The following is a 22086-nucleotide window of genomic DNA, read 5'->3' as shown; positions in this document are numbered from 1 at the left end:
AGATGCTGATGGTCCTCGGTGGCCTCGCGCTGGTCGGTGTGTTCTCCGTGTGGCGCTCTGGCCGCAAGTCCGCGGTGAGGGCCCAGAAGGGCGTTCGCGAGGTCACCCGCATGACCGGCAACACGATCCGGCTGGTCCTGGCCACGGCGATCATCGCGTTCGTCCAGTGGCTGGTGATCGTGAAAATCCAGAACACGACCGCCACCTGGATCGCGCTGCTCGTGCCGGCGCTGCTGGCCGCCGCCACGATCGTGCGGCTGATGGCCATCACGGAAATCGTCCACACCACCCGTGGGGGTCGTCGCTGATGTTCGGCAAGAAGAAGACCGAAGACGACGCCATCGCGGCCGCCGTCGTCCACACCCTCTTGTCCGGCCTCAAGCCGGAACACCGCAGCGGCGTCCTCGGCGAGCTGACCGACGACCAGCGCCGCCTGGTCCTCGACGCCGAGCTGGAAGGCCGCCAGGACCGCTGGAACCGCACGCACGACACGAAGTGGGGGGAGAGCTGATGAGCACCGAAACCCTTATCCCGCAGGACGCGCAGCACCAGCCGCTGACCGAGGCCGACAAGCTCGCCCAGGACGCCGCCACCGCCGCGCAGGTCCGCCGCCTGGCCAACCACCCCGACGTCGTCGCGCTGCGGGTGGAGAAGGTCCGCACCCAGATCGACGCCGTGATCTGGCTCGGGATCTTCCTCGGGCTCGCGTTCACGATGGTCAACGTCCAGTCCTTCGCCGCCGCCGGTGCGGCCACCTGGTCACTCGGGTGGCTGGCCGGGTGGCTGCTGGACCCGATGGTGTCGCTCGTTCTCGTGGCGGTGCTGCGGGCGGAGCAGGTGACCGCCCGGTACCAGGTCGACACCGGCCGGTGGGCGCACCGGACGAAGTGGTTCGCGTTCCTGGCCACCTATGTCATGAACACCTGGAAGTCCTGGACCCACTTCGACGTGGCCGGGGTGGTGCTGCACTCGGTGCCGCCGGTGCTGGTGTTCCTCGCGGCAGAGACCGCGCCGGTGCTGCGGGACAAGCTCACCGAAGCCGTCATGGCCGCCGCCGGGACCGCGTTCACGGGACAGCCCGCCGCCGACGCTCCGGCCGCCGAGCCTGCCTCGGCGGAGGACAACGTGGGGGAGACGCCCGCGCCGGCCACCCGGCCGCGTCGCCGTCCGGCCCGCAAGCCCGCCGCGAAACCCACGCGGAAGCTGCGTGGCGACTACCTGGCCGATGCCCGCGCCGCGTGGGCACCAGGGATCGAGATCACCCCGGCCTGGGTCCGGTCCGTGTGCCCGGAGATCTCGCGTGGCACCAGCAAGAACGTCGCCGACGACCTGACCGCCGAAACCGCCCGCCCGGCCGTCGCGCCGGTGCCCGCCGACCAGCCCGTGACCGCCGACCAGGAGGAGGCCGCCTGATGTCCACCACCGCCGACCACACGCCTGAGTCCGTGAACGGACCCGACCCCGAAGGGCTTCCTTCCGTGAACAGCACGCCCGACCCGTCCACGAACACCCCGGCCGACGCGCCCGTGAACGCCACCGGCGACGACACCGTGAACACCGACCCGGCCGCCACCGACACCGCCACCACCCGGGCCGGGAACGTCGTCCCGATCCGTCCCGACACCGCTCGCACGCCTGAGGAGATCCCGGAGCAGGACCGGCCCGCCGCCGACGACGCGGAGCCCGGCACGGTCGTCCGGCTGGTCGACCCGCCCGCGACGAAGCCGACGTGGTGGGAGACCGCCGGCAACGCCACCGCCCGGCCGCTGGTCGCGCGCTGGCTGACCTCGGCCGAGGAGTTTCGCTCCCGCGCCCGGTTCCTGGTCCGCTACGCCGCCCACACCACGGCGTTCCACGCGCTGCGGGTGCCGGTGTACGTGCCGACCGCGTTCCTGCGCTCGTTCGGCGCGGCCGGCCGCCTGGTCGCCCGGCTGCGCGCGTGGGTGTACGACGCGGAATCCCACCCGGTCCGTATGAACGCCCGCGACCGCGCCGACGCCGAGCTGTACATGAAGCTGCGCGAGATCCGCAACGAAACCGTCCGCCGCCGCATGGGACCGGTGATGTTCGCCGTGGTCGTGCTCCTGGCGATCGTCTACCTGTGCATCACGTTCGTGACGCCGTTCTGGAACTGGACCGGCCTGGTCGTCGCGATGACGCTCGTGGGCTGGTGGGGCGCCCCGGCGGACAAGCCGGTCGCCGGCCGTGCCGTGGACGCGGTCAAGACACCCAAGCTGACGTCGTCGATGATCGAGGACGCCCTCTGCTCCCTCGGGATCGGTGGCCTGAACCAGGCCTACGCCAAGGGCAAGCGCATCGAGTTCCCGAACCCGATCGCCCGCGACGGCGACGGCTGGCGCGCGGATGTCGACCTGCCGTTGGGTGTCACGGCCGGTGACATCATCGCCAAGCGCGACGAGCTGTCCTCCGCCCTGCGCCGCCAGATCGGGTGCGTGTGGCCGGAAGGGGATGCGAAGGTCCACGAAGGACGGTTGGTGCTGTGGGTCGGGGACACCGACATGTCCAAGGCCAAGCAGAAGCCGTGGCCGCTGGCCAAGCCTGGCGCGACGGTCGACCTGTTCAAGGCCCAGCCCTTCGGTACCGACCAGCGCGGCCGCTGGGTGCCCATCACGCTGATGTTCGCGTCCATGGTGATCGGCGCGGTCCCGCGCATGGGCAAGACGGTCACGCTGCGGGAACTGCTGCTGATCGCCGCCCTCGACCCGCGCGCGGTGCTCTACGCCTACGACCTCAAAGGCACCGGTGACCTGTCCCCGCTGGGGCAGTGCGCGCAGGCCTACGGCGTGGGCGATGACCCCGAGGACATCGAACGCATGGTGGTGGAGATGCGGGAGCTGCGCGAGGAGATGCGCCGCCGCACCAAGGTGATCCGCAACCTGCCCGAGTCGGTCTGCCCGGACAACAAGGTCACCCCGGAATTGGCCGCGCGCAAGGACTTGCGGCTCGCGCCCATCGTGGTCGGGGTGGACGAGTGCCAGGTGTGGTTCGAGCACCCCGAACACGGCGAGGAACTGGAGGAGATCTGCACCGACCTGGTCAAGCGCGGCCCCGCCTTGGGGATCACGCTGATCCTGGCCACGCAGCGCCCGGACGCGAAGTCGCTGCCCACGGGCATCTCCGCCAACGCGATATTGCGGTTCTGTCTCAAGGTGATGGGGCAGCAGGCCAATGACATGGTTCTCGGGACGTCGCAGTACAAGTCCGGGGTGCGGGCCACGATGTTCGCCCGCTCCGACCGGGGCATCGGCTACCTCGCCGGTGAGGGCGACGACGCACAGATCGTCCGCAGCGTCTACAAGGACGCCACCGACGCCAAGAAGATCGCCGCCGGCGCCCGGACCCGGCGTGAGGCGCTGGGCAACATCACCGGCTACGCCGCCGGCGAGGCCGTGGACGTCGAGGCCGCGCGGCTGGACCCGCTGGCCGACACCGTCGCGGTGTTCGCTCGGGGTGAGGACAAGCTCTGGTCCGACGCCATCGTGACCCGGCTCGCCGAGCTGCGGCCCGCGCAGTACCGGGGGTGGACCGCGCAGAACTTGGCGACCGCGCTCAAGCCGTATGGCGTCAAGCCCAAGCAGGTGTGGAGCACCGACCCCGACACGGGCAAGGGCGCTAACCGCAACGGCTACACGCGGGACGCTCTCACCACCGCCAAGAACAACGGAGCGTAGCCGGATCTATGGGCTAGGGGCGGCGGCCGTCCTAGACTCCGCCGCCCCTAGACCTAGACCCCTCCTCTAGACACTCGTAGCAGTCGTGACCAGCGCACTAGCGCCCTAGGCCCACCTCGCTCCGACCTGCGGAAACACCAGGAAAACCAGGCTAGTGCCCTCTCCGCCCGGCCCTAGCTCTGGCTGAACACGCCCACACATCGTCACCCCGTGTGACCGACGTGAGGACTCGCCTTGACCACGCACACCACCGCCGCCGGCCCGGCCGTCCGGGTCACCATCCCGTTTGCCGAGTACCGCGCGCTCACCCTCGACGCCGCCGCCTGGCGACTGCTCAACACCAGCCCGCACATCGTCGAACTCCTGGCCGAGTGGGTTGAGTGGGACCGCCGCCGCACGCTGCGGGAGACCTCTAACGCCGTGTCGGCCGCCGCCGACTGGCGCGCCCTGGCCGGCGCGCCGACCTACGCCGAACTCGAACGCCGCCGCGCCGCCGTCACCCGGCCCGCCCTGACACCGCACCAGATCCGCGCACAGGCCGCCGCGTCCTGGGCGCGGGTCGAAGCCTGGATCGCCACGCGAGAGGCCGCCTGATGACCACCACCACACCGAACGACGGGGGAGCACCGATGGGCACTCACGACCTCGAACCGTCCACCCCGGACGGAGCCGCATTACTCGACTCACTGCGGGCGTCGCTGACCCGATACGTGGCCCTACCCACCCCCGAGACCGCCGACGCCATCGCCCTCTGGATCGCCGCCACCCACGCCCAACCCGCGTGGGCGCACGCCCCGCGCCTGGTGATCCGCGCCCCGGAGAAGCGCTGCGGGAAGTCCCGGCTGCTCGACATCGTCGAGGCCACCTGCCACAACCCTTTCATCACCGTCAACAGCTCCCCGGCGGCGGTCTACCGGTCGGTGTCTGAGGACCCGCCCACGCTGCTCGTGGACGAGGCGGACACGATCTTCGGGCCGAAGGCCGAGGGGAACGAGGACTTGCGCGGGTTGCTCAACGCCGGGCACCAGCGCAACCGGCCGGCCAAGCGCTACGACGCCACCAACCAGCGCGTCGAGTCCATCCCGACCTTCGCCATGGCCGCGCTCGCCGGGATCGGTGCGATGCCCGACACCATCGAGGACCGCGCCGTCATCGTGCGGATGCGCCGCCGCGCGCCCGGCGAAAGCGTTGCGCCGTATCGGCACCGGCGGGACCGGCCCGCGCTGCGGGTGCTCGCCGACGACCTGCGGGCGTGGTTGCGCGCTGATCTGTCCATTTTGGAAGCCGCAGAACCGGAGATGCCCGTGGAAGACCGCGCCGCCGACACCTGGGAACCGCTTGTGGCCGTCGCCGACCACGCCGGCGCCGGTTGGGGTGACCGCTCCCGCGCCGCCGTGCTCGCCCTCACCGCCACCGCAGAAGAAGACGACGGCAACTCCGACCGCCAGCGGCTGCTCGTCGACTGCCGGACCGCGTTCGGGGACGAGACCGCGTTGCCCACTGCCGAACTTCTCCACCGGCTGCGCGCGATGGACGAGTCGCCGTGGCGCGAGTACGGCGCGACCGGGCTCACCGCCATGCGGCTCGGGACGCTGCTCAAGGAGTACGGCATCCGGTCGGACACCATGCGGTTCCCCGGTGCCGGGCAGGCCAAGGGTTACCGGCGCGGCGACTTCGCCGACTCGTGGGAGCGCTACTGCCCGGACCCGTCCACACCGCCGGCCGACCGCGATGGCGAGGCCGTCGGGGGAGCGATTCCGTTGCGCCGGGCGCGGTCGGCCTGACACCCGCCGGGCGGGGGAGCCGTACCAGCCGTACCAGCCTCGTTTTCGCAGGTCAGCCCTGGTACGGCTTCCCCGCCTGGTACGGCTCAAGCCGTACCACCGCATCCGTCTTGGTACGGCTTAAGCCGTACCACAAAACCAAGCCGTACCGCACCTGAACAGGCAAAACGAGGCTGGTACGGCTGGTACGGCTTACCCCCTCAGCACCGACAACCGACCACATCAGACCCGAGGAGAGCCCGTGCACATCACCGCCACCGACAGCACGACCCGAAGGGCTCACCACCAATGGCTACCGCCAACGACATCTCCCAGCTTGCCGCCGGCCTCGCCCAGCTCGCCGAACGCCTCGCGGCCCACGACGCAGACGACGCGCGGCCGGCACCCCGGCCTCTGCCACCTCGCGTGCTCCTGACTGTCGAAGAAGCCGGGGAACGGCTCGGCATCGGCCGCACGACGGCCTACAGCCTGGTCCGCTCCGGCGCGTTGGAATCCGTCCGCATCGGCCGGCTCCGCCGCATCTCCGTATCCGCCATCGACGCGTTCGCTGCCCGCCTGGTCGCCGGTTCCGGCGGCGAGGCCGCCGCCTGAGGAAGGACTTTCAATGGCTAGGAAGAAGCGCCCCGAGGGCACGCGCGCTCCGAACGGCGCGAGCAGCGTCTACTTCAGCCAGACGGACGGCCACTGGCACGGCCGCGTGACGGTCGGCCGTAAGGACAACGGGAAGCCGGACCGCCGGCACACCATGTCCAAGGATGAGGCCAAGGTCCGGAACAAAGTGCGGGAGTGGGAGAACGAGCGCGACGAAGGGCGCGTGCGGAAGGCTGGGCAGAACTGGACTGTTGAATCTTGGCTGACCCACTGGCTTGAGAACATCGTCGCGCCACCGACCATCACTGAGAACGCGTGGGACGCGTACGAGGTGGCGTGCCGGGTTCACCTCATCCCGGGCGTGGGTGCACACCGGCTTCAGCGTTCGCACACGGGCGACAGGCTGGAACCCGACCACCTGGAAAAGCTCTACCGCAAGATGATGCGTGAGGGATCCGCCGCCGGCCGGGTGCATCAGGTTCACCGCACCATCCGTACCGCGCTCAAGGAAGCCAAGAAGCGCAAAATCATCACGGACAACCCGGCGGAACTGGCCCGCGCCCCGAAGGTGGAGGAGCAGGACTACGAGCCGTACGACGTCGACGAGATCCAGCGCATCCTGGAAACCGCCGCGCGTAAGCGAAACAGCGCCCGGTGGGCTATCGCCCTCGCGTTGGGTCTCCGCCAGGGTGAGGCCTTGGGGATCCAGTGGCCCGACGTGAACTGGGACCGGTGGGACCGAGCGTGCAAGAAGCACAAGTCCCCGTTCTGTGCCGAGTGCTTCGAGCACCACACGCCCGAAATCGGCGTGCGACGGAACCGGCTCCGGCCGAAGTACAAACACGGTTGCTCGACGCCGTGCGGCCGGAAGTTCGCCGGGTACTGCCCGCAACGCGTCTCGACGCGCCGGGAGACCGCGCCCACGAAGTCGCGAGCCGGTAAGCGGTACATCGGGCTGCCCAAGCAACTCGCGCTGCTGCTGGTGCGGCACCAGGCGGCCCAGGCCCAGGAACGCGCCCTGGCGGCCGACCTCTGGGAGGAGACCGGCTACGTCTTCACCAAGCCGACCGGTCAGCCGCTCGTGCCCAACACCGACTACCACCACTGGAAGGAGCTGCTGCGCGACGCCAAGGTGGGAGAGCGGCGGCTTCACGACGCCCGACACACCGCCGCGACGGTTCTCCTGCTGCTGGAGGTCCCGGAGCGGACCGTCATGTCCATCATGGGGTGGTCCAGCACAGCCATGGCCGCGCGGTATCAGCACGTGACCGACCGCATCCGCCGGGGCGTGGCCGGCCGTGTCGACGGGCTGCTCTGGGCACCGCCGGACGACGGCGAAGAGGCGCCGGAGGTGGCCTGACCAGGGTCGAATGAGACTAGAACTGAGACTAAGACGGAAAACGCCGGGTGTCCCGAAGTGGGACACCCGGCGTTTTGCCTGGTGAAACGGCGGAGGATACAGGATTCGAACCTGCGAGGGCGTGAACCCAACACGCTTTCCAAGCGTGCGCCTTAGGCCGCTCGGCCAATCCTCCGCAGGAGACGATACCGGACGCCCTTCCGTGCCTGCGAAGGCGGGTCAGGCCGACGCGGTCAGGGTGCGACGTCGGCGACCACGCACGTGATGTTGTCGGGGCCGCCCGCTTCGTTGGCCAGGCGGATCAGCTCCGCGACCAGCTCCGCGGGGTCCGTGATGCCCGCGAGGGTGTCGCGCAACGTGGGTTCGCTGACCGGGCCGCTGAGGCCGTCCGAGCAGAGCAGGTAACGGTCGCCCGGCTTCGCGGTGAACGTCCAGACGTCCGCCTCGCTCGAGCCCGACGTCTGCAGGGCGCGCATCAGCAGGGAGCGCCGCGGGTGGGAGTCGGCGTCTTCGGCGGCGACGCGGCCGTCTTCGACCAACGCTTGGACGAGCGTGTGGTCGCGGGTCAGCCGGCGCAGGTCGCCGTCGCGCAGGAGGTAGCCGCGGGAGTCGCCGATGTGGGCCGCGGCGAACGTGCCGCCGTCGAAGAGCAGTGCGGTGAGGGTGGTGCCCATGCCTTCGGTGGTGGGCTCCTGCGACGCGACTTCGGTCAGCCGCTCGTCGATCGACTTGACGACACCCGTCAGCGTCGGGATCAGATCGATGGTGGTCAGGTCGATCCGGCGCAGGTCGACGTCGAGTTCGCGCAGCACGTCGACGGCGGTCGCGCTGGCCACTTCGCCGTGCGGCTGACCGCCGATGCCGTCGGCGACGGCGATCAGGCGGGAACTCGCGTACATCGAGTCCTCGTTGATCCGGCGCCGCCTGCCGACGTCCGACCCCGCGGCGTACCGCAGGACGTACCGATCGTGTGTCATGCTCCCATGAAAGCATTGGTTGACTGAGTTCACAAGCAAGACGGCTGAACGGACCATCCTCCGATAGAGTCCTCGCCATGGACGACGACGCCACGGTCAGCGCGGCAGACATCGCGCGCCTCGGCGGGGTCGGCCGGGCCGCGGTGAGCAACTGGCGCCGCCGGTACCCCGACTTCCCGCAGCCGGTCGGCGGCACGGCGTCGAGCCCGCTGTTCGGCCTGTCCGACGTCGCCGGCTGGTTCCACGCCCGCGGCAAGAAGTTCGAGCTGTCCGCGGCGGAACGCGCGTGGCAGCGCCTGCGCGCCCTCGGTGACGACCTCGACCTCGCCGAGCGCGTGAACCGCGCGGGCGTCTTCTTCGCTTTCCAGGCCGGGATCTTCGACACCTTCGACCACAAGCTCGCCGACGCCGAACTGCTCACGCTGCTCAGCGAGATGACCCACCGGACGGGCCCGGTCGACGCTTTCGAGTTGTTGTGCCGCAGGTACTTCGAGGCGCACTCGCGGCGGTTGTCGACGACGCCGGAGCCGGTCGCCGAGCTGATGGCCCGGCTCGTCGGGCCGGTGTCGGCCATCCTCGACCCGGCGTGCGGCTTCGGCGCGCTCGCCCTCGCGAGCGGCGCGAAGACCGTGCTGGGGCAGGACAGCGACCCGATGACGGCGTCGATCGCGTCGCTGCGGCTGCGGTTGCGCGGCGTCGAGGCCGACGTCCACGCGGTCGACGCGCTGCGTGAAGACGCCTTCGCCGGCCGGACCGCCGAAGCCGTGCTGTGCGACCCGCCGTTCAACGAACGCGCCTGGGGCCACGACGAACTGGTCGGCGACGCGCGCTGGGAGTACGGCCTGCCGCCGCGTGGCGAGCCCGAGCTCGCCTGGGTGCAGCACTGCCTGGCGCACGTCGAACCCGGTGGCACGGTGGCGATCCTGATGCCGGGCGCGGCGGCCGGGCGGCGCAGCGGGAAGCGCATCCGCGGCAACCTCCTGCGCGCGGGCGCGGTCCGCGCGGTCGTCACGCTGACGTCGGTGGGCCCGGACCTCTGGCTGCTGCGGCGGCCGGTGGCCGGCGAACGACCGCCGTCCACCGTGCTGCTCGGCGAAGCGGGCGACGATCTGTCCACAGTGGAGATCGACTGGCTGGAGTTCCTGGCCCGGCCGGAATCCGGCGTCCGGATCATCGACCTGCTCGACGACGACGTCGACCTCTCGCCCGCCCGGTGGCGGGCCCGGGACGAGGACCCGGGGCAGGCGTTCCAGGCCGTGCGGGAGCGGTTCGACGAGCTGGCGCCGCACCTGCCGCCGCTCGGGACGGCGGACGTCGAGCAGACGTTCACGACCATCGGCGAGCTGGTGAAGGCCGGCGTCGTCGAGGTCCGGCACGCCGCGCGGGCGGACGCCGAGCCACCGGTCGCGGAGGCGGGTGACGTCGTCGCGTCGGTGACCGGCACCGCGTACGTCCACAGTGGACCGTCGCACCCGGTGGGGGCCGGGCTCACCGTCTACCGCGTCGACCCGGAACGGCTGGACGCGGACTTCCTCGCCGGCTGCCTGCGCGCGGCCGACCTCCCGGCCACCTCGGCGTCGACCCGGATCGACAGCAGGCGCGTGCGGATCCCGCGTTGCCCGCTCGACGTCCAGTACCGGTACGGCCTGGTCTTCCAGCAACTCGCCGAGTTCGACGACGTTCTGCGCGAGGCGGCGGAAACGGGCCGTGAGCTGGTCCGGCTAGGCTTTGCCGGACTCGTCGAAGGACGGCTCCGCCCCACCACCGCGGTCGGGGGGTCCGTGGGGGCGGAGCCCCTCGGGCGGGGCGCGGGGGTTGCACCCCCGCATTAGCACAGGGGCCGAAGGGGAACGGATGCTGATCGCCGACCGCTACGAGCTCGACGAACTGCCGCTCGGCCGCGGCGGGATGGGCGCGGTGCACGGCGGGCACGACCGCAGGCTGGGCCGGCGCGTCGCGATCAAGCTGCTCAGGCTCCCGGGCCGTGACGAAGAGCTCGAAGCCCGCTTCGCCCGCGAAGCACGGATTCTCGCGACGCTCGACCACCCCGGCGTCCCGGCGCTGTACGACTACGGCACGCACGACGACCGGTTGTTCCAGGTCATGCAGTTCGTCGAGGGCGTGACGATCGCCGATCTGCTCGCCGAGCACGGGCCGCTGCCGGTGCCGTGGGCCGCGGCGATCGCGGCGCAGGCGTGCGCGGTGCTGACCGCCGCCCACGCGCTCGCGGTGTGCCACCGTGACCTCAAGCCGTCCAACCTGATGCTCGGCCCGGACGGCGGGGTGAAGGTGATGGACTTCGGCCTCGCGGTGCTGCGCGAAGCCGACGCCGCGCAGTTCACGCGGGCCGGGCAGCTGCTGGGTACGCCGTCGTACATGGCGCCCGAGCAGATCCAGCGCGGGGGCGCCGAACCGCGCAGTGACCTCTACGCGCTCGGCTGCGTGCTCCACGAGATGCTCACCGGGCAACGGCTCTTCGACGGCCCCACCGCGTACGCGGTCTTCGAGCGGCAGGTCAAGGAGCTGCCGCCACCGGTCGCGGGGATTCCCCCGCACCTCAACGCGTTGCTCGCCGAGATGCTGGCGAAGGACCCCGAAGACCGGCCGGCCGGCGCGGCGGTGCTGTACGACCGGCTCGGGCCGTTCGTCAGCGGACTGCCGCCGCTGCCGGGGTTCCTGGCGCCGCCGTCGGTGGCCAGCCCGGGCCGGATGTACGCGCGGATGCTGGGCCGCGTCACCGGCTGAGCGCCACCGGGCCGCGTTCGGCCAGCGGCAGGCCGGCCAGCCGGATGCGGCGGCAGGTCGTCGCGTTCTGCACCGCGATGCTGACGCCCAGGGTGAGCGCGATCGACGCCGACGACAGCGGGCCCGCGACGCCGAGCAGGGTGGCCAGCGCGACCAGTCCGATCCGGACGCCGATCGTCAGCACCCAGAGGCCGAGCGTGGCGGCCGAGCCCTTCTGGAACGTCGTGCCTTCGCGGACGCTCAACGTCGTCGTGGTGCTGCGCAGCACGCCGAGCCCGGCGAGCACGACCAGGTCGACACCGAGGAAGCCGAGCTCGGCGGCCGAACTGCCAGGCAGCGCCTTCAGCGTCAGGTAGCCGCCCACCACGACGAGGATCAGCGGCATCGTCACCAGCGACTTGCGGTTGAGCAACGTGCCGCGCAGCTGCTTGTAGACGACCTTGTAGAGGACGAGGCCGGCGAGGGCGACGTAGAGGAGGACGGTGGCGGTGCTGGACATCGGAGGCTCCCGGTTTCGAAGGTGCCTCCAGCTTCGGCGTCCGGCCGCCTGATCACGTCGGCGTGCGGATCGGTCCCGGGTGGAACCCCGGCCTCCACCCCCGGGTTGACGCGCTACTCCTCCCAGACCGGCTCGGGCGGCAGGCCGCGCTCGGCGCGGGCCGCGTCGGACAGTTCCTGGATGAGGTCGGTCTTCGCCCGCGTGTAGGCGTCTCCGGTCATCCCGGACGCGGCCAGCTTCTGCTTCAGCTCGCCGTACCGGCGCGCGGCTTCCGGGTACTTCCGCAGGTGAGCTGCCATGACGCGCTCCTTGTTGTGCTCCCAGTTCGTCGGCGGGAAGACGTGCATGTGGTGCGTGCGGACGTCGCCGGCGCGCCGGACGAACAGCAGCCGTCCCGGGGCGCCGAAGTCCTCGGCGCGGTAGCCGAGGCCGTCGAACAGGTCGGGCGGGACGGCGTCGAGGTCGGGCGCGAGCGCGGCGATGTCGATGATGGGCTTGGCCGCGAGGCCGGGTACCGATGTGCTGCCGACGTGCTCGACCTGGGAGAACCGGTCGCCGGCCACGGCGAGGATCTCGGCGCGGGCCTCGGCGAAGCGCTGCGGCCACGCCTGGTCGTAGGAAGAAACGATCACCATCGGGTCATCATCTACCCAATCGTGACCTTCGTGGACGAACCTCTGGCGGGGGACTCCCGTCTTTAGGGGTGTCCGACGGAGATCGAGTCTTCTGGGGGTACGGGATCGTGAAGAGGCTTCTGGCGGGAGCGGCCGCGCTGGCCACGGCGTTGGTGCTGACCGCGTGCTCGGGCGGGTCGTCCGGTGCGGGCGAGCCGAACGCCGGCGGCGGGGCCGTCGCGGCGGGCACCGGCGGCGGGGCGCCGACGACGTCCGCGAGCACGTCCACGGCTCCGCCCACCACGTCGGCCAGCGCGACGCCGACTCCGACGCCGTCGACGACCAAGCCCGCGCCGACCAGCACCACCCCCAAGCCGAAGCCGAAGCCCAAGCCGGCCCCGAAGCCCGCCGCCGACCCGAGCGTGCCGTGCGCGGCCGCCGCCGCGTCCGCGGGCACGGCCGCCTGCGTCGACCTCTCGGCGCACAAGACCTGGATCCTGCAGGGCGGCAAGGTCATCTACGGGCCGGTTTCGATGCTGCCGGGCCGCAAGGGCTACGCGACGCCGACCGGCACGTTCCACGTGCTGTCGAAGGAGAAGGTGCACCTGTCGAAGGAGTTCGACAACGCGCCGATGCCGAACTCGGTCTTCTTCTACCCGGGTGACGCGTTCCACACCGGCAGCCTGTCGGTGTACTCGCACGGCTGCATCCACCTGTCGGCGAGCTCGTCGCTGAAGTACTTCAACACGCTGCACGTCGGCGACGTCGTGCAGGTTGTTCCGTAACGAGCCATCAATCAATACGGACAGTAGATCACGGTAGGGTAACTTCACTCGTAAGAGTGCAACTGGCCCCCCTGTTCAGGCGATAAGAAATCGCTTGGGAAGGGGGGCCAAATGGCCTTGGGAAAGCTTCGAGCACTACGCCACGCTCTCGTGGCGGTCGTGCTGACGGGGGCATTGCTGCCGGCCGTGACCACTGGGGTGGCCACGGCGGCGGCAGCACTCCCGCAGGGATTCGTCCTGCGGGACACGGACACCGGACTCGGTGTGGGGGAACTGACCGACTTCGCTTACCTGCCGGACAACTCGATGCTCGCCATCGGGAAGAGCGGCGGCGTGCGATGGGTCTCGGCGACGAGTGGCGCGCCGATAACCGTCACCAACCTGACCGTTCGCACGATCGGTGACCTTGGCCTGGTGGGCATCGCCGTGGCACCGGACTACGCGACCACGCACAACATCTACCTGACGCGCTCGATCGACAGCGGGACCGGCTTCGTCATGCGGCTCTCGCGGTTCACCGTCACGCTCGACGGCACGGGGACGCCGTCCGGGCTGACCGGCGAGCAGGTCGTCTTCGAGACGCCGGGCATCCACAACGTCCACGGCATCAACACCGTCCTCGCGCCGGCGGACGGCACGCTCTGGGTGTCGATCGGTGACAGCGGCGACTTCACGCAGGCGGACCCGGGTTCGCTGCGCGCGCAGGACGTCAACCAGCCCTACGGCAAGATCCTGCACCTGACCAAGGACGGCAACGGCGTCCCGGGCAACCCGTACTACGACGCGGCGAACCCGGCGTCGAGCGCGAGCAAGGTCTTCGCACGCGGCTTCCGCAACCCGTTCCGGTTCAGCATCGACCCGAACCTCGGCCTGCCGGTCGCCGGGGACGTCGGCTGGAACAGCTACGAAGAGATCGACGTCGTCCAGCGCGGCGCCAACCAGGGCTGGCCGTGCTGGGAGGGCAACCACCCCACGCCCGGTTTCACCGGCCTCGCCGAGTGCGCCGCGGTGGTGAACCAGCCGCCGATCACCGAGTACCAGCACGGTGACGGCATCAACAACGGCAACAGCGTCAGCGGCGGGATCCTCTACAACGGCTCCAGCTACCCGGCGGCCTACCGCGGTTCCTACTTCTTCGGCGACTACGCGACGCAGAAGATCTGGACCCTGCGCTACGACGACCAGGGCAAGCTCACGCAGGCGCCGGAAACACCGCCCGTCTTCACCGGCGTCGGCGGCCCGGTCAAGTTCGCCCCCGCGCCGAACGGCGACATCGTGTTCGCCGACATCCTCAGCGGCAAGATCCGGCGGCTGACCTACACCTCCGGCAACACCGTGCCGATCGCGGCCGCGACGTCGACCACCAACCCGGACACCCGGACGGTTTCCTTCGACGGTTCGACGTCGGTCGACTACGACAACGACCCGCTGAAGTACGACTGGGACTTCGGCGACGGCACGACCGCCCTCGACGCCGGCCCGCAGGTGAACCACACCTACGCGGCGGGCACCGACGCGTTCACCGCGACGCTGACGGTCCGGGACCCGCTGGGGGCGACCGGGACGACCACCGTCGCGGTCGCGCCGGGCAACCACAGCCCGCAGCTCACCCTGACCACGCCGGGCGACACCACGACGTTCGCGGTGGGCCAGCAGGTCGGCCTGAGCGGCACCGCGACGGACGCCGAGGACGGCTCACTGCCGATCACCTGGACGTCCACGGTGCGCCACTGCCCGAGCGAGGCGACGTGCCACGCGCACCCGGGCGTCGGCGGGACGGGGGCGAGCTTCGCGCAGCCGTTCACCGACCACCCGGACTCCCGGATGGAGTTCACCGCGACGGTGACCGACAGCGCCGGCGTCAAGGCGTCCCAGACCTACGTGGCCCGGCCGCGTGAGCACCGGATCACCCTGGTCAGCACGCAGCCCGCGGCGCTGAGCATCCCGGTCGAGGGCGGCGTCACCACGGCGATGGTCGCCGAAGGCGCGTCCTTCGACGTCGAGGCCCCGGCACTGGGCGTCGACGGCGTCTCGAAGTTCACCGGCTGGCAGGGCGGGCCCACGACCACCACGTGGGTCGTCACGGTCGGCACGAGCGACATGACGCTGACGGCGAACTACGACACCCCGATCGACCAGCGCTACAACGCCGACGCGGCGTTGCGGACCAAGCTCGGGGCGCCGACCGCCGCCGAGGTCACCGACGGTGCGGTCCACTACCGGGCCTACGCCAACGGCAACCTCTACTGGAGCGCGGCGACCGGCGCGAAGTACGTCACCGCGCCGATCCTGGCCAAGTACCTCGCGCTCGGGGGCATCAACGCGCTCGGGGCTCCGGAGAACGACACCACGGTCGCGCCGGACGGCGTCGGCACCTACAACCACTTCACGGCCTGGTCCTCGATCTACTCCACCCCGGCCACCGGGGCGCACCTGATCAAGGGCCTGATCCGCGACAAGTGGCAGGCGCTGGGCTGGGAACGCGGCATCGGCTACCCGACGACCGACGAACTGTCCACTCCGGACGGTGTCGGCCGGTACAACCACTTCCTCAACGGCGGGAACATCGGTTCGATCTACTACACGGTCAACACCGGTGCCCACGCCCTCTACGGGGAGATCCGCAAGAAGTTCGCGGCGCTCGACTACGAGCGCGGCCTCGGCTACCCGACGACCGACGAGCTCGGCACGCCGGACGGCCGCGGCCGGTACAACCACTTCAGCCTCGGCCACTCGATCTACTACACGGTGGCCACGGGTGCGCACGCGGTGAAGGGCGAGATCCGCAAGCGCTGGGCGGCGCTCGGGTGGGAGAACTCCTACCTGCACTACCCGAAGACGGACGAGTACGTGGTGAACGGGGTGTACCGCAGCGACTTCGAAGGCGGTTACATCACGTTCACGCTCGCCGGCGGGGCGGTCGACCGACCCTGGTGAGCTGGTAACCGAAGCACGACGAGGGCCGTCTCCGGAAGTCTCCGGGGGCGGCCTTCGTCGTTTCACTCAACCTTTCGGGGCCTCCGCGCGTCTTGGTGGCAGTAAGAGGGAACACGGATTGCTGGGGGAGAAATGCGGATTCGTCGTGCGTTGGCCGGTCTGTCCACTTTGGTCGCCGCGGCGGTGCTGACCGCCTGCTCGGCCGGGGGTACCGCGGATGTCCGGCTGGCGGCCGAGACGCCGGCGTCCACTTCGGACACGGCGACGGCGCCCGCCACGACGGCGCCGGCCAAGCCCGTGATGGCGGCCGGGGTGCCGTGCACGATCACGGCGAAGGCCTGCGTTTCCCTGTCCGGGAAACAGGCTTGGCTGCTCGACGAGGGCAAGATCGTCTACGGCCCGGTGAAGATCATGCCCGGCAAGAAGGGCAGCACCACGCCGCTGGGGACGTGGCACGTGCTCTACAAGGAAAAGCTGCACCTCAGCCGGGAGTTCAACAACGCTCCGATGCCGAACTCGGTGTTCTTCTACAACGGCGTCGCGTTCCACGAGGGCAGCTTGGCCAAGTACTCCAACGGTTGCGTGCACCTCTCCGCGCCGGTGTCGCTGAAGTTCTTCTCCTCGCTGAGCAAGGGTGACGAGGTCCAGGTCGTCAGGTGAGCAGGTCCGCGGGGGTCGTGCCGGTCGACGTCAGCGGCAGGCCGAGGGTGACGCGCTCGGTGAGCCACGGGCTCGGCCGGTAGCGGGGGTCGCCGGTGGCCGCCTCCAGGCCGCGCAGGATGCGCAGCACGACGTCGCCACCGACCAGGTCGCCCCAGGCCAGCGGGCCGCGCGGGTAGCCGAGGCCGAGGTGGACCGCCGTGTCGATGTCCGCCGGGGTGGCCAGGTGGTGGCCAGCGATGAAGCACGCCGTGTTGACGATCGAGGCCAGCAGGCGCTGGGCGATCGGGGCCGGGCCGTCGCGGACCACCGTCACCGGGTTCCCGGTGGCGGCCAGCGCGCCCCACGCCGCGCGGCCCACGTCCGGGTCGAGGCCGGGGTGCACCGAGAGCGTCAGCCGGCGCTCGTAACCGCCGAGCGGGTCGACGCCGGCGACACGCGCCAGCGGCAGGCCCCCGCGGGTGGCGGCGTCCACTGTGGACTCGCCGTAGAGCGGGACGAGCAGGACGGCGTCCGGGTAGGCGTCCGACACCACGTGCACGCCGGCCGCCGACAGCACGCGCGCGAGGTGCTCGTCGGCGGTGAACACCGGGCCGGTCGGCTTCGGCGGCGCGGCCGGCTCGTCCGGGTTCTGCTGCTTGCCCTCGACGTGCCGGTAGAAACCCTCGCCGTTCTTGCGGCCGAACAGGCCCGCGGCGACACGCGGGCGCGTCAGCCACGACGGCCGCAGCCGCGGGTCGCCGTGGAAGCCGCTCCAGATGCTCTCCAGCACGGCGTGCGAAACGTCGAGACCGGTGAGGTCGAGCAGCTCGAACGGGCCGAGCTTCAGGCCGAGCACGTCCCGCGCGACGCGGTCGACGTCGGCAGGCTCGGCCAGCGCCTCGCCGAGGATCTGCAGCGCCTCGGTGCCGAGCCCGCGTCCGGCGTGGTTGACCAGGAAGCCCGGCGCGTCCTTCGCGAGCACCGGCTCGTGGCCCCAGCCGCGGACCAGTTCGAGCGCCTCGGCGGCCAGCCAGTCGTACGTGCGGGTGCCCGGGACGACCTCGACCAGGCGCATCAGCGGCACCGGGTTGAAGAAGTGCAGGCCGACGAGCCGGCCGGGGTCGGTCAGCTCGGCGGCGATCTCGGTGACCGACAGCGAGCTGGTGTTCGTCGCGAAGATCGTCTCCTGTGGACAGACGCGCTCCAGGCCGGCGAACAGCGCCCGCTTGGTCGCGAGGTCCTCGCGCACGGCTTCGACGACCAGGTCGACGCCGTCGGCGGGCGCGTCCGGCGCATCGACCGGGACGAGCCGGTCCTTCACCGCCTGCGGGTCCTCGGTCAGCTTGCCCTTGGCGGCGAGCTTGTCCACCATCCCGCCGACGAATTCGATCGCCTTGGCGACGGCCTCAGGCTGGACGTCGGCCAGCTCGACGGTCACCCCCGCGGTCGCGGCGAGCTGGACGATCCCGCGGCCCATCACCCCGGTCCCGATCACCCGGATCCTGCCGACCTTCCCGGCCCACCCCGTCACGTCGTGCCCGCCTTCCGCAGTTTGCCGTCCGGGCGACGGTACCGTCTCGGCCGTGGCAGGGAAGCGCCTGACGCGGGCGGAAAGCCGCGAACGCACCAAGGAGCGGCTGCTCGACGCGGCGGCCGCGCTGTTCGCCGAGCGCGGCGTCAACGGGACGTCCGTCGAGCAGATCGCCGAACGCGCCGGTTACACGCGCGGCGCGTTCTACGGCAACTTCGAGGACAAGCACGAGCTGGTGGTGGCGCTGCTGGACCAGCGGCGTTCGCAGGAGGCGGCCGAGGTCGCGGCCCTGAGCGGTGACGTCATGGCCCAGCTCAAGGAGTGGCACGGCGAGCGCGCCGAACACCTGCCGGAGTGGTTCGCACTGCGCACCGAACTGACCCTTTACGCGCTGCGCAACCCCGGGGCGCGGCCGTCGATCGGGGAGAACGAACGCGCCGCGCGTGAGCTGATCGAGGCGGGGGTACGGGCGACGTTCGCCGCGCGCGGGGTCGAGCCGCCCGCCGATCCGGCGTTCCTCGCGCTGATCATCCACGCGCTGGAGGACGGCCTGCTCTGGCAGCGCTACCTGAGCCCGGAAGGCACGAGCGACACCGTGATCGCCGACGCCGTCGAGCTGCTGCTGCGGACCTGGCTGCGTTAGAGCCCGACGAACCCCGCCATCCGCTTCGCCGTGTGGGCGAAGAACTCGTCGGCCGGGTCGACGCTGCCGACGTACTGGCCGAACAGGTCGAAGTTGATCGCCCCGAACAGCTGGGTCCACGCCATGAGCAGCCGGGCCACCGTCTCGGGCCCGGCGACGATCCCGAGGACCTTCGTGAGCGTCTCGGCCTGGGCTCGCAGCCCGGGCGCGACGTCGCCGTCGACGGCCCGCAGCTCGGTGTGCGTGAGCACCTTGACCAGGGCCAGCGCGACGCGGGCCGCCGGCGCGACGGTGTCCTGCGGGGCCTGGTAGCCGGGGATCGGCGAACCGTAGATCAGCGCGTACTCGTGCGGGTGCGCCTTCGCCCACTCGCGCGTCGCCAGCCAGATCGACAGCCAGCGCTCGCGCGGTTCGCCTTTGCCAGGGTCGGCGCCCTCGGCCGCCTCGCCGATCGCGTTGTAGGCGTCGACGATCAGGTCGGTCAGCAGCCGGTCGCGGCTGGGGAAGTAGCGGTACAGCGCGGACGAGACCATGCCCAGCTCACGCGCCACCGCGCGCAGCGAAAGCCCGTTCGCGCCGACCTCGGCGAGCTGGCGGCGGGCCTCGTCCTTGATCTCCTGGGTGAGTTCGGCGCGGGCACGTTCGCGCGCGGTCCGGGTCGCGGTCATGTTGCCCAGTCTGCCATGCACGAGAGCGGCGCACAAAATCGAGAGCACTGCTCTTGACTCGACGCGGCAAAGGGTGTTCACTGCTCTTAACCGAGAGCACTGCTCTCCCAGAACTCCGGAGGACACCGTGACCGAGACCCGCTACCTGAAGCCCGCCAAGTCCACCAACGTCTTCAACGAGCTGGTCGCGAAGCTGACCAAGATGGGCGTGAGCATCCTCGGCAGCCGGGTGCTGACCGTCGTCGGCCGCAAGAGCGGCGAGCCGCGCTCGACGCCGGTCAACCTGCTGACCATCGACGGCGTCGACTACCTCGTCGCCGCCCGCGGCGAGACGCAGTGGGTGCGCAACCTGCGCGTGGCCGGCCAGGGGCAGCTGCGCGTCGGACGGCGCGACGAGACCTTCACTTACCGCGAGCTGGCCGACGACGAGAAGCCCGTGATCCTGCGCGCCTACCTCAAGCGCTGGAAGTTCGAGGTCAGCGCGTTCTTCGAGGGCGTCGACGCCAAGGCGTCGGACGAGCAGCTGCGCGAGATCGCGCCCGGCTACCCGGTCTTCGAGATCTTCACGAAGTAGGTTTGCGCCGCCGGGTCACGTTCGCCGCGACCAGGACGATGCCGGCCAGGAACGCGACGAGCCCGATCAGGAACCACAGCTTCTGGCCGGTCATGAAACTTCCGGTGATGACGCCGAGGCCCTGCAGCACCCAGACGGCGCCGACGAGCAAGAGCACGACCCCGACCCCGACCGCGATCCACCGCTTCATCGCGCCAGTCTCGCACGAACGGCGTCAGTCGCCGGGGACGAGTTTGTGCTTGTAGGCGTAGACGACGGCGTGCACGCGGTCAGGCAGCCCGAGCTTCGAGAGCACCCGTGACACATGGGTCTTCACCGTCTCCTCGCCGACGTGCAGCTGCCGGGCGATCTCGGCGTTGCTGCAGGCGTTGGCGAGCAGGAGCAGCACCTCCCGCTCCCGGGACGTCAGCCGGGCGACCTCGGGCGGTTCGGCGGCGGCCGGCTCGAGCACCGACGTGAACTTCGCGACCAGCCGCCGGGTCACCGACGGGTCGATCAGCGCGTCACCCCGGGCCGCCACCCGCATCGCCGCGACCAGCTCCTCCGGCGCCAGGCTCTTCAGCAGGAACCCGCTCGCCCCGGCCCGCAGCGCGCGGTAGACGTACTCGTCGGCGTCGTAGGTGGTGAGCACGAGGACGCGGGTGTCGTTGCCCGGCGCGGAGAGGATCGCCTCGGTCGCGGCGAGGCCGTCGAGGCGGGGCATCCGGACGTCGAGGACCGCGACGTCCGGGCGCAGGCGAGCCGTCTCGGCCACCGCCTCGCGGCCGTCGGACGCCTCGCCGACGCAGGTGAAGTCGGGCTGGGTGTCGAGCAGCGCGCGCATCCCGGAGCGGAACATCGCGTGGTCGTCGGCCAGCAGGACGCGGATCATGTGCTCTCCACCGGGAAGGTCGTGCGCAGCTGCCACTGCGTGCCGTTTTCGCCGTAGGCGACCTGGCCGCCGAACAGCGTGACGCGCTGCCGGATCCCGGCCAGCCCGCGGTGCGCGTGCTCGCCGCGGGAGGTGCGGCCGGGTCGCAGGCCGTTGGTCACCGTGAGCACGACTTCGGTACGGCCGTGGTTTAGTTCGACCTCGACCGGGCCCACGCCGTGGCGCAGCGCGTTGGTCAGGCCCTCCTGCGCGATCCGGTACAGCGCGACGTCGAGCGAGCCGGCCAGCTCGCGCGGTTCGCCGAGCAGCGTCAGCCGGGTCGGCAGGCCGGCCGCGCGGACGGTCTCGACCAGCTCGTCGAGGTTGTCCAGACCGGGCTGGGCGGCGCCGGTTTCGGCGTGCAGGAGGTCGAGCAGGCGGCGCAGGTCCGCCATCGCCGAGCGGCTCGCGGACTCGACCGCGCCGAGCGACTTGCGCACCGGCGAGTCGCCTTCGGGCAGCCCGAGCCGGGCCGCGCCGGCGTGCACGCCGATGGCGCTGACGTGGTGGGAGATGACGTCGTGCAGGTCGCGCGCGATCGTCGTGCGCTCCTCGGTGACGGCCCTTCGCACGGCCGCTTCTTCGTGCTGGCGGCGTTCGTCCGCCTCGCGCTCGAGGTCGGCGATGTAGGCACGCCGCGCCGTCGTGTACCGGCCGACCAGCCACGGCAGCAGCGCGCTGACGCTGACGCTGACCGCCATCAGCCGCAGGTCGCTCGCGGTCCGGCCGCCGCCTTCGACGCAGCCCGCGGTGACGCCGGCGACCATCGCGAGGAGCGCGAGCACCGCCGGTTTCGGGCGCAGCCAGGCGCCCGCGCGGTACCCCGCGATCAGGATGCCCGCGTTGTTGCCGACGACGTACCCCGCGGTGGTGCTGATCAGCAGCGGCGAGGCGGCGAAGAGCAGGGCGTGGGCCAGCGAGACCCAGCCCGAGTAGCGGGCCGGCCCGGCGAGCGCGGCGTTGACGGCGACGCCGCCGAGCAGCACGGCCCACGGCTGCCAGTGGCCGTTGCCGAGCGGTCCGCGCACGCTGAAGAGGACGGCGTCGCAAACGACGCAGACCACCGCGACGAGCAGCGACTGCCGCCGCAGCGACCCCCTGATGTCGTACACGCCCGCAACTGTGCCCTAACCG

General features: G+C 71.0%; 23 protein-coding genes and 1 tRNA gene. 15 read left to right on the top strand and 9 right to left on the bottom strand.

Features of this window, described 5'->3' with window-relative positions; genetic code table 11:
• Window positions 1-2 precede the first annotated feature (2 nt).
• The 8 genes from OHS58_RS34925 (at window position 3) to OHS58_RS34890 (ending at window position 7427) form a co-directional block, all read left to right on the top strand.
• Window positions 3-308 carry a hypothetical protein gene (locus OHS58_RS34925; RefSeq protein WP_328645306.1) on the top strand — a complete coding sequence of 102 codons (306 nt, stop codon included), beginning with the start codon at window positions 3-5 and terminating at the stop codon, window positions 306-308.
• A complete protein-coding gene (locus OHS58_RS34920; RefSeq protein ID WP_328645305.1) occupies window positions 308-511 on the top strand; it encodes a hypothetical protein in 204 nt (67 codons plus the stop codon). The genes OHS58_RS34925 and OHS58_RS34920 overlap by 1 nt, the downstream gene beginning before the upstream one ends.
• Entirely contained in the window at window positions 511-1413 is a 903-nt protein-coding gene (locus tag OHS58_RS34915; RefSeq protein WP_328645304.1) for a hypothetical protein, read from the top strand. The genes OHS58_RS34920 and OHS58_RS34915 overlap by 1 nt, the downstream gene beginning before the upstream one ends.
• Complete coding sequence (locus OHS58_RS34910; RefSeq protein ID WP_328645303.1) at window positions 1413-3692, top strand: FtsK/SpoIIIE domain-containing protein; 2280 nt, start codon at window positions 1413-1415, stop codon at window positions 3690-3692. The genes OHS58_RS34915 and OHS58_RS34910 overlap by 1 nt, the downstream gene beginning before the upstream one ends.
• 234 nt (window positions 3693-3926) lie before the next feature.
• A complete protein-coding gene (locus OHS58_RS34905) occupies window positions 3927-4286 on the top strand; it encodes a hypothetical protein (RefSeq protein WP_328645302.1) in 360 nt (119 codons plus the stop codon).
• A gap of 35 nt (window positions 4287-4321) precedes the next feature.
• Window positions 4322-5476 (top strand): DUF3631 domain-containing protein, encoded by a 1155-nt coding sequence (locus tag OHS58_RS34900; protein ID WP_328645301.1) that lies wholly within the window; start codon window positions 4322-4324, stop codon window positions 5474-5476.
• Window positions 5477-5764: 288 nt separating this feature from the next.
• On the top strand, window positions 5765-6067 hold the full coding sequence (locus tag OHS58_RS34895) for a helix-turn-helix domain-containing protein (protein ID WP_328645300.1): 303 nt from the start codon (window positions 5765-5767) through the stop codon (window positions 6065-6067).
• Between the two features lie 13 nt (window positions 6068-6080).
• A complete protein-coding gene (locus OHS58_RS34890) occupies window positions 6081-7427 on the top strand; it encodes a tyrosine-type recombinase/integrase (protein WP_328645299.1) in 1347 nt (448 codons plus the stop codon).
• 90 nt (window positions 7428-7517) lie between these two features.
• Here OHS58_RS34890 and OHS58_RS34885 read toward each other — a convergent pair.
• Both OHS58_RS34885 and OHS58_RS34880 read right to left on the bottom strand, forming a co-directional pair.
• Window positions 7518-7602 (bottom strand) — tRNA-Ser (locus OHS58_RS34885).
• A gap of 58 nt (window positions 7603-7660) precedes the next feature.
• Window positions 7661-8404 carry a PP2C family protein-serine/threonine phosphatase gene (locus OHS58_RS34880; RefSeq protein ID WP_326945071.1) on the bottom strand — a complete coding sequence of 248 codons (744 nt, stop codon included), beginning with the start codon at window positions 8402-8404 and terminating at the stop codon, window positions 7661-7663.
• A 77-nt stretch (window positions 8405-8481) separates the two neighbouring features.
• Between OHS58_RS34880 and OHS58_RS34875 the strand changes: the two genes are divergently transcribed.
• On the top strand, window positions 8482-10236 hold the full coding sequence (locus OHS58_RS34875) for an HsdM family class I SAM-dependent methyltransferase (RefSeq protein ID WP_328645298.1): 1755 nt from the start codon (window positions 8482-8484) through the stop codon (window positions 10234-10236).
• A gap of 22 nt (window positions 10237-10258) precedes the next feature.
• Window positions 10259-11149 carry a serine/threonine-protein kinase gene (locus OHS58_RS34870; protein WP_247058973.1) on the top strand — a complete coding sequence of 297 codons (891 nt, stop codon included), beginning with the start codon at window positions 10259-10261 and terminating at the stop codon, window positions 11147-11149.
• Here the strand turns inward: OHS58_RS34870 and OHS58_RS34865 are convergent.
• Together OHS58_RS34865 and OHS58_RS34860 are read right to left on the bottom strand one after the other, a co-directional pair.
• Window positions 11139-11648 carry a hypothetical protein gene (locus OHS58_RS34865; RefSeq protein WP_328645297.1) on the bottom strand — a complete coding sequence of 170 codons (510 nt, stop codon included), beginning with the start codon at window positions 11646-11648 and terminating at the stop codon, window positions 11139-11141. The genes OHS58_RS34870 and OHS58_RS34865 overlap by 11 nt on opposite strands.
• Before the next feature lie 113 nt (window positions 11649-11761).
• Window positions 11762-12283: a GrpB family protein gene (locus OHS58_RS34860; protein WP_328645296.1), complete on the bottom strand. Its 522-nt coding sequence runs from the start codon at window positions 12281-12283 to the stop codon at window positions 11762-11764.
• A gap of 107 nt (window positions 12284-12390) precedes the next feature.
• Here OHS58_RS34860 and OHS58_RS34855 point away from each other — a divergent pair, with 107 nt between their 5' ends.
• The 3 genes from OHS58_RS34855 to OHS58_RS34845 all read left to right on the top strand — a co-directional run bounded on the left by OHS58_RS34855 (window position 12391) and on the right by OHS58_RS34845 (window position 16644).
• Complete coding sequence (locus tag OHS58_RS34855) at window positions 12391-13047, top strand: L,D-transpeptidase (protein WP_328645295.1); 657 nt, start codon at window positions 12391-12393, stop codon at window positions 13045-13047.
• A 111-nt stretch (window positions 13048-13158) separates the two neighbouring features.
• Window positions 13159-15984 (top strand): PQQ-dependent sugar dehydrogenase, encoded by a 2826-nt coding sequence (locus tag OHS58_RS34850; RefSeq protein ID WP_328645294.1) that lies wholly within the window; start codon window positions 13159-13161, stop codon window positions 15982-15984.
• Between the two features lie 132 nt (window positions 15985-16116).
• Window positions 16117-16644, top strand: coding sequence for a L,D-transpeptidase family protein (locus OHS58_RS34845; RefSeq protein ID WP_328645293.1), 528 nt, complete (start codon window positions 16117-16119; stop codon window positions 16642-16644).
• Here OHS58_RS34845 and OHS58_RS34840 read toward each other — a convergent pair.
• Entirely contained in the window at window positions 16637-18157 is a 1521-nt protein-coding gene (locus OHS58_RS34840; RefSeq protein WP_328645292.1) for a 3-hydroxyacyl-CoA dehydrogenase, read from the bottom strand. The two genes, OHS58_RS34845 and OHS58_RS34840, sit on opposite strands and share 8 nt — an antisense overlap.
• Before the next feature lie 52 nt (window positions 18158-18209).
• Here OHS58_RS34840 and OHS58_RS34835 point away from each other — a divergent pair, with 52 nt between their 5' ends.
• Window positions 18210-18800, top strand: coding sequence for a TetR/AcrR family transcriptional regulator (locus OHS58_RS34835; protein WP_328645291.1), 591 nt, complete (start codon window positions 18210-18212; stop codon window positions 18798-18800).
• Here OHS58_RS34835 and OHS58_RS34830 read toward each other — a convergent pair.
• Window positions 18797-19468 (bottom strand): TetR/AcrR family transcriptional regulator, encoded by a 672-nt coding sequence (locus tag OHS58_RS34830; protein ID WP_328645290.1) that lies wholly within the window; start codon window positions 19466-19468, stop codon window positions 18797-18799. The two genes, OHS58_RS34835 and OHS58_RS34830, sit on opposite strands and share 4 nt — an antisense overlap.
• A 127-nt stretch (window positions 19469-19595) precedes the next feature.
• Between OHS58_RS34830 and OHS58_RS34825 the strand changes: the two genes are divergently transcribed.
• On the top strand, window positions 19596-20042 hold the full coding sequence (locus tag OHS58_RS34825) for a nitroreductase family deazaflavin-dependent oxidoreductase (protein ID WP_326945062.1): 447 nt from the start codon (window positions 19596-19598) through the stop codon (window positions 20040-20042).
• On the opposite strand, the gene OHS58_RS34820 is transcribed toward OHS58_RS34825, so the two are convergent.
• From OHS58_RS34820 to OHS58_RS34810, 3 genes are read right to left on the bottom strand one after another with little or no spacing between them, the layout of a single operon-like run.
• Entirely contained in the window at window positions 20032-20232 is a 201-nt protein-coding gene (locus tag OHS58_RS34820) for a hypothetical protein (protein ID WP_328645289.1), read from the bottom strand. The two genes, OHS58_RS34825 and OHS58_RS34820, sit on opposite strands and share 11 nt — an antisense overlap.
• A gap of 24 nt (window positions 20233-20256) precedes the next feature.
• Complete coding sequence (locus OHS58_RS34815) at window positions 20257-20913, bottom strand: response regulator transcription factor (RefSeq protein WP_326945061.1); 657 nt, start codon at window positions 20911-20913, stop codon at window positions 20257-20259.
• Window positions 20910-22064, bottom strand: a complete 1155-nt coding sequence (locus OHS58_RS34810; protein ID WP_326945060.1) for a sensor histidine kinase — start codon at window positions 22062-22064, stop codon at window positions 20910-20912. The genes OHS58_RS34815 and OHS58_RS34810 overlap by 4 nt, the downstream gene beginning before the upstream one ends.
• Between the last annotated feature and the right edge of the window lie 22 nt (window positions 22065-22086).

Origin of the sequence: Amycolatopsis sp. NBC_00348, assembly GCF_036114655.1 — a bacterium.
Lineage (GTDB): Bacteria > Actinomycetota > Actinomycetes > Mycobacteriales > Pseudonocardiaceae > Amycolatopsis.
Note: the sequence above shows the minus strand (reverse complement) of the source record. Positions and strands in the feature narration are given on the sequence as shown.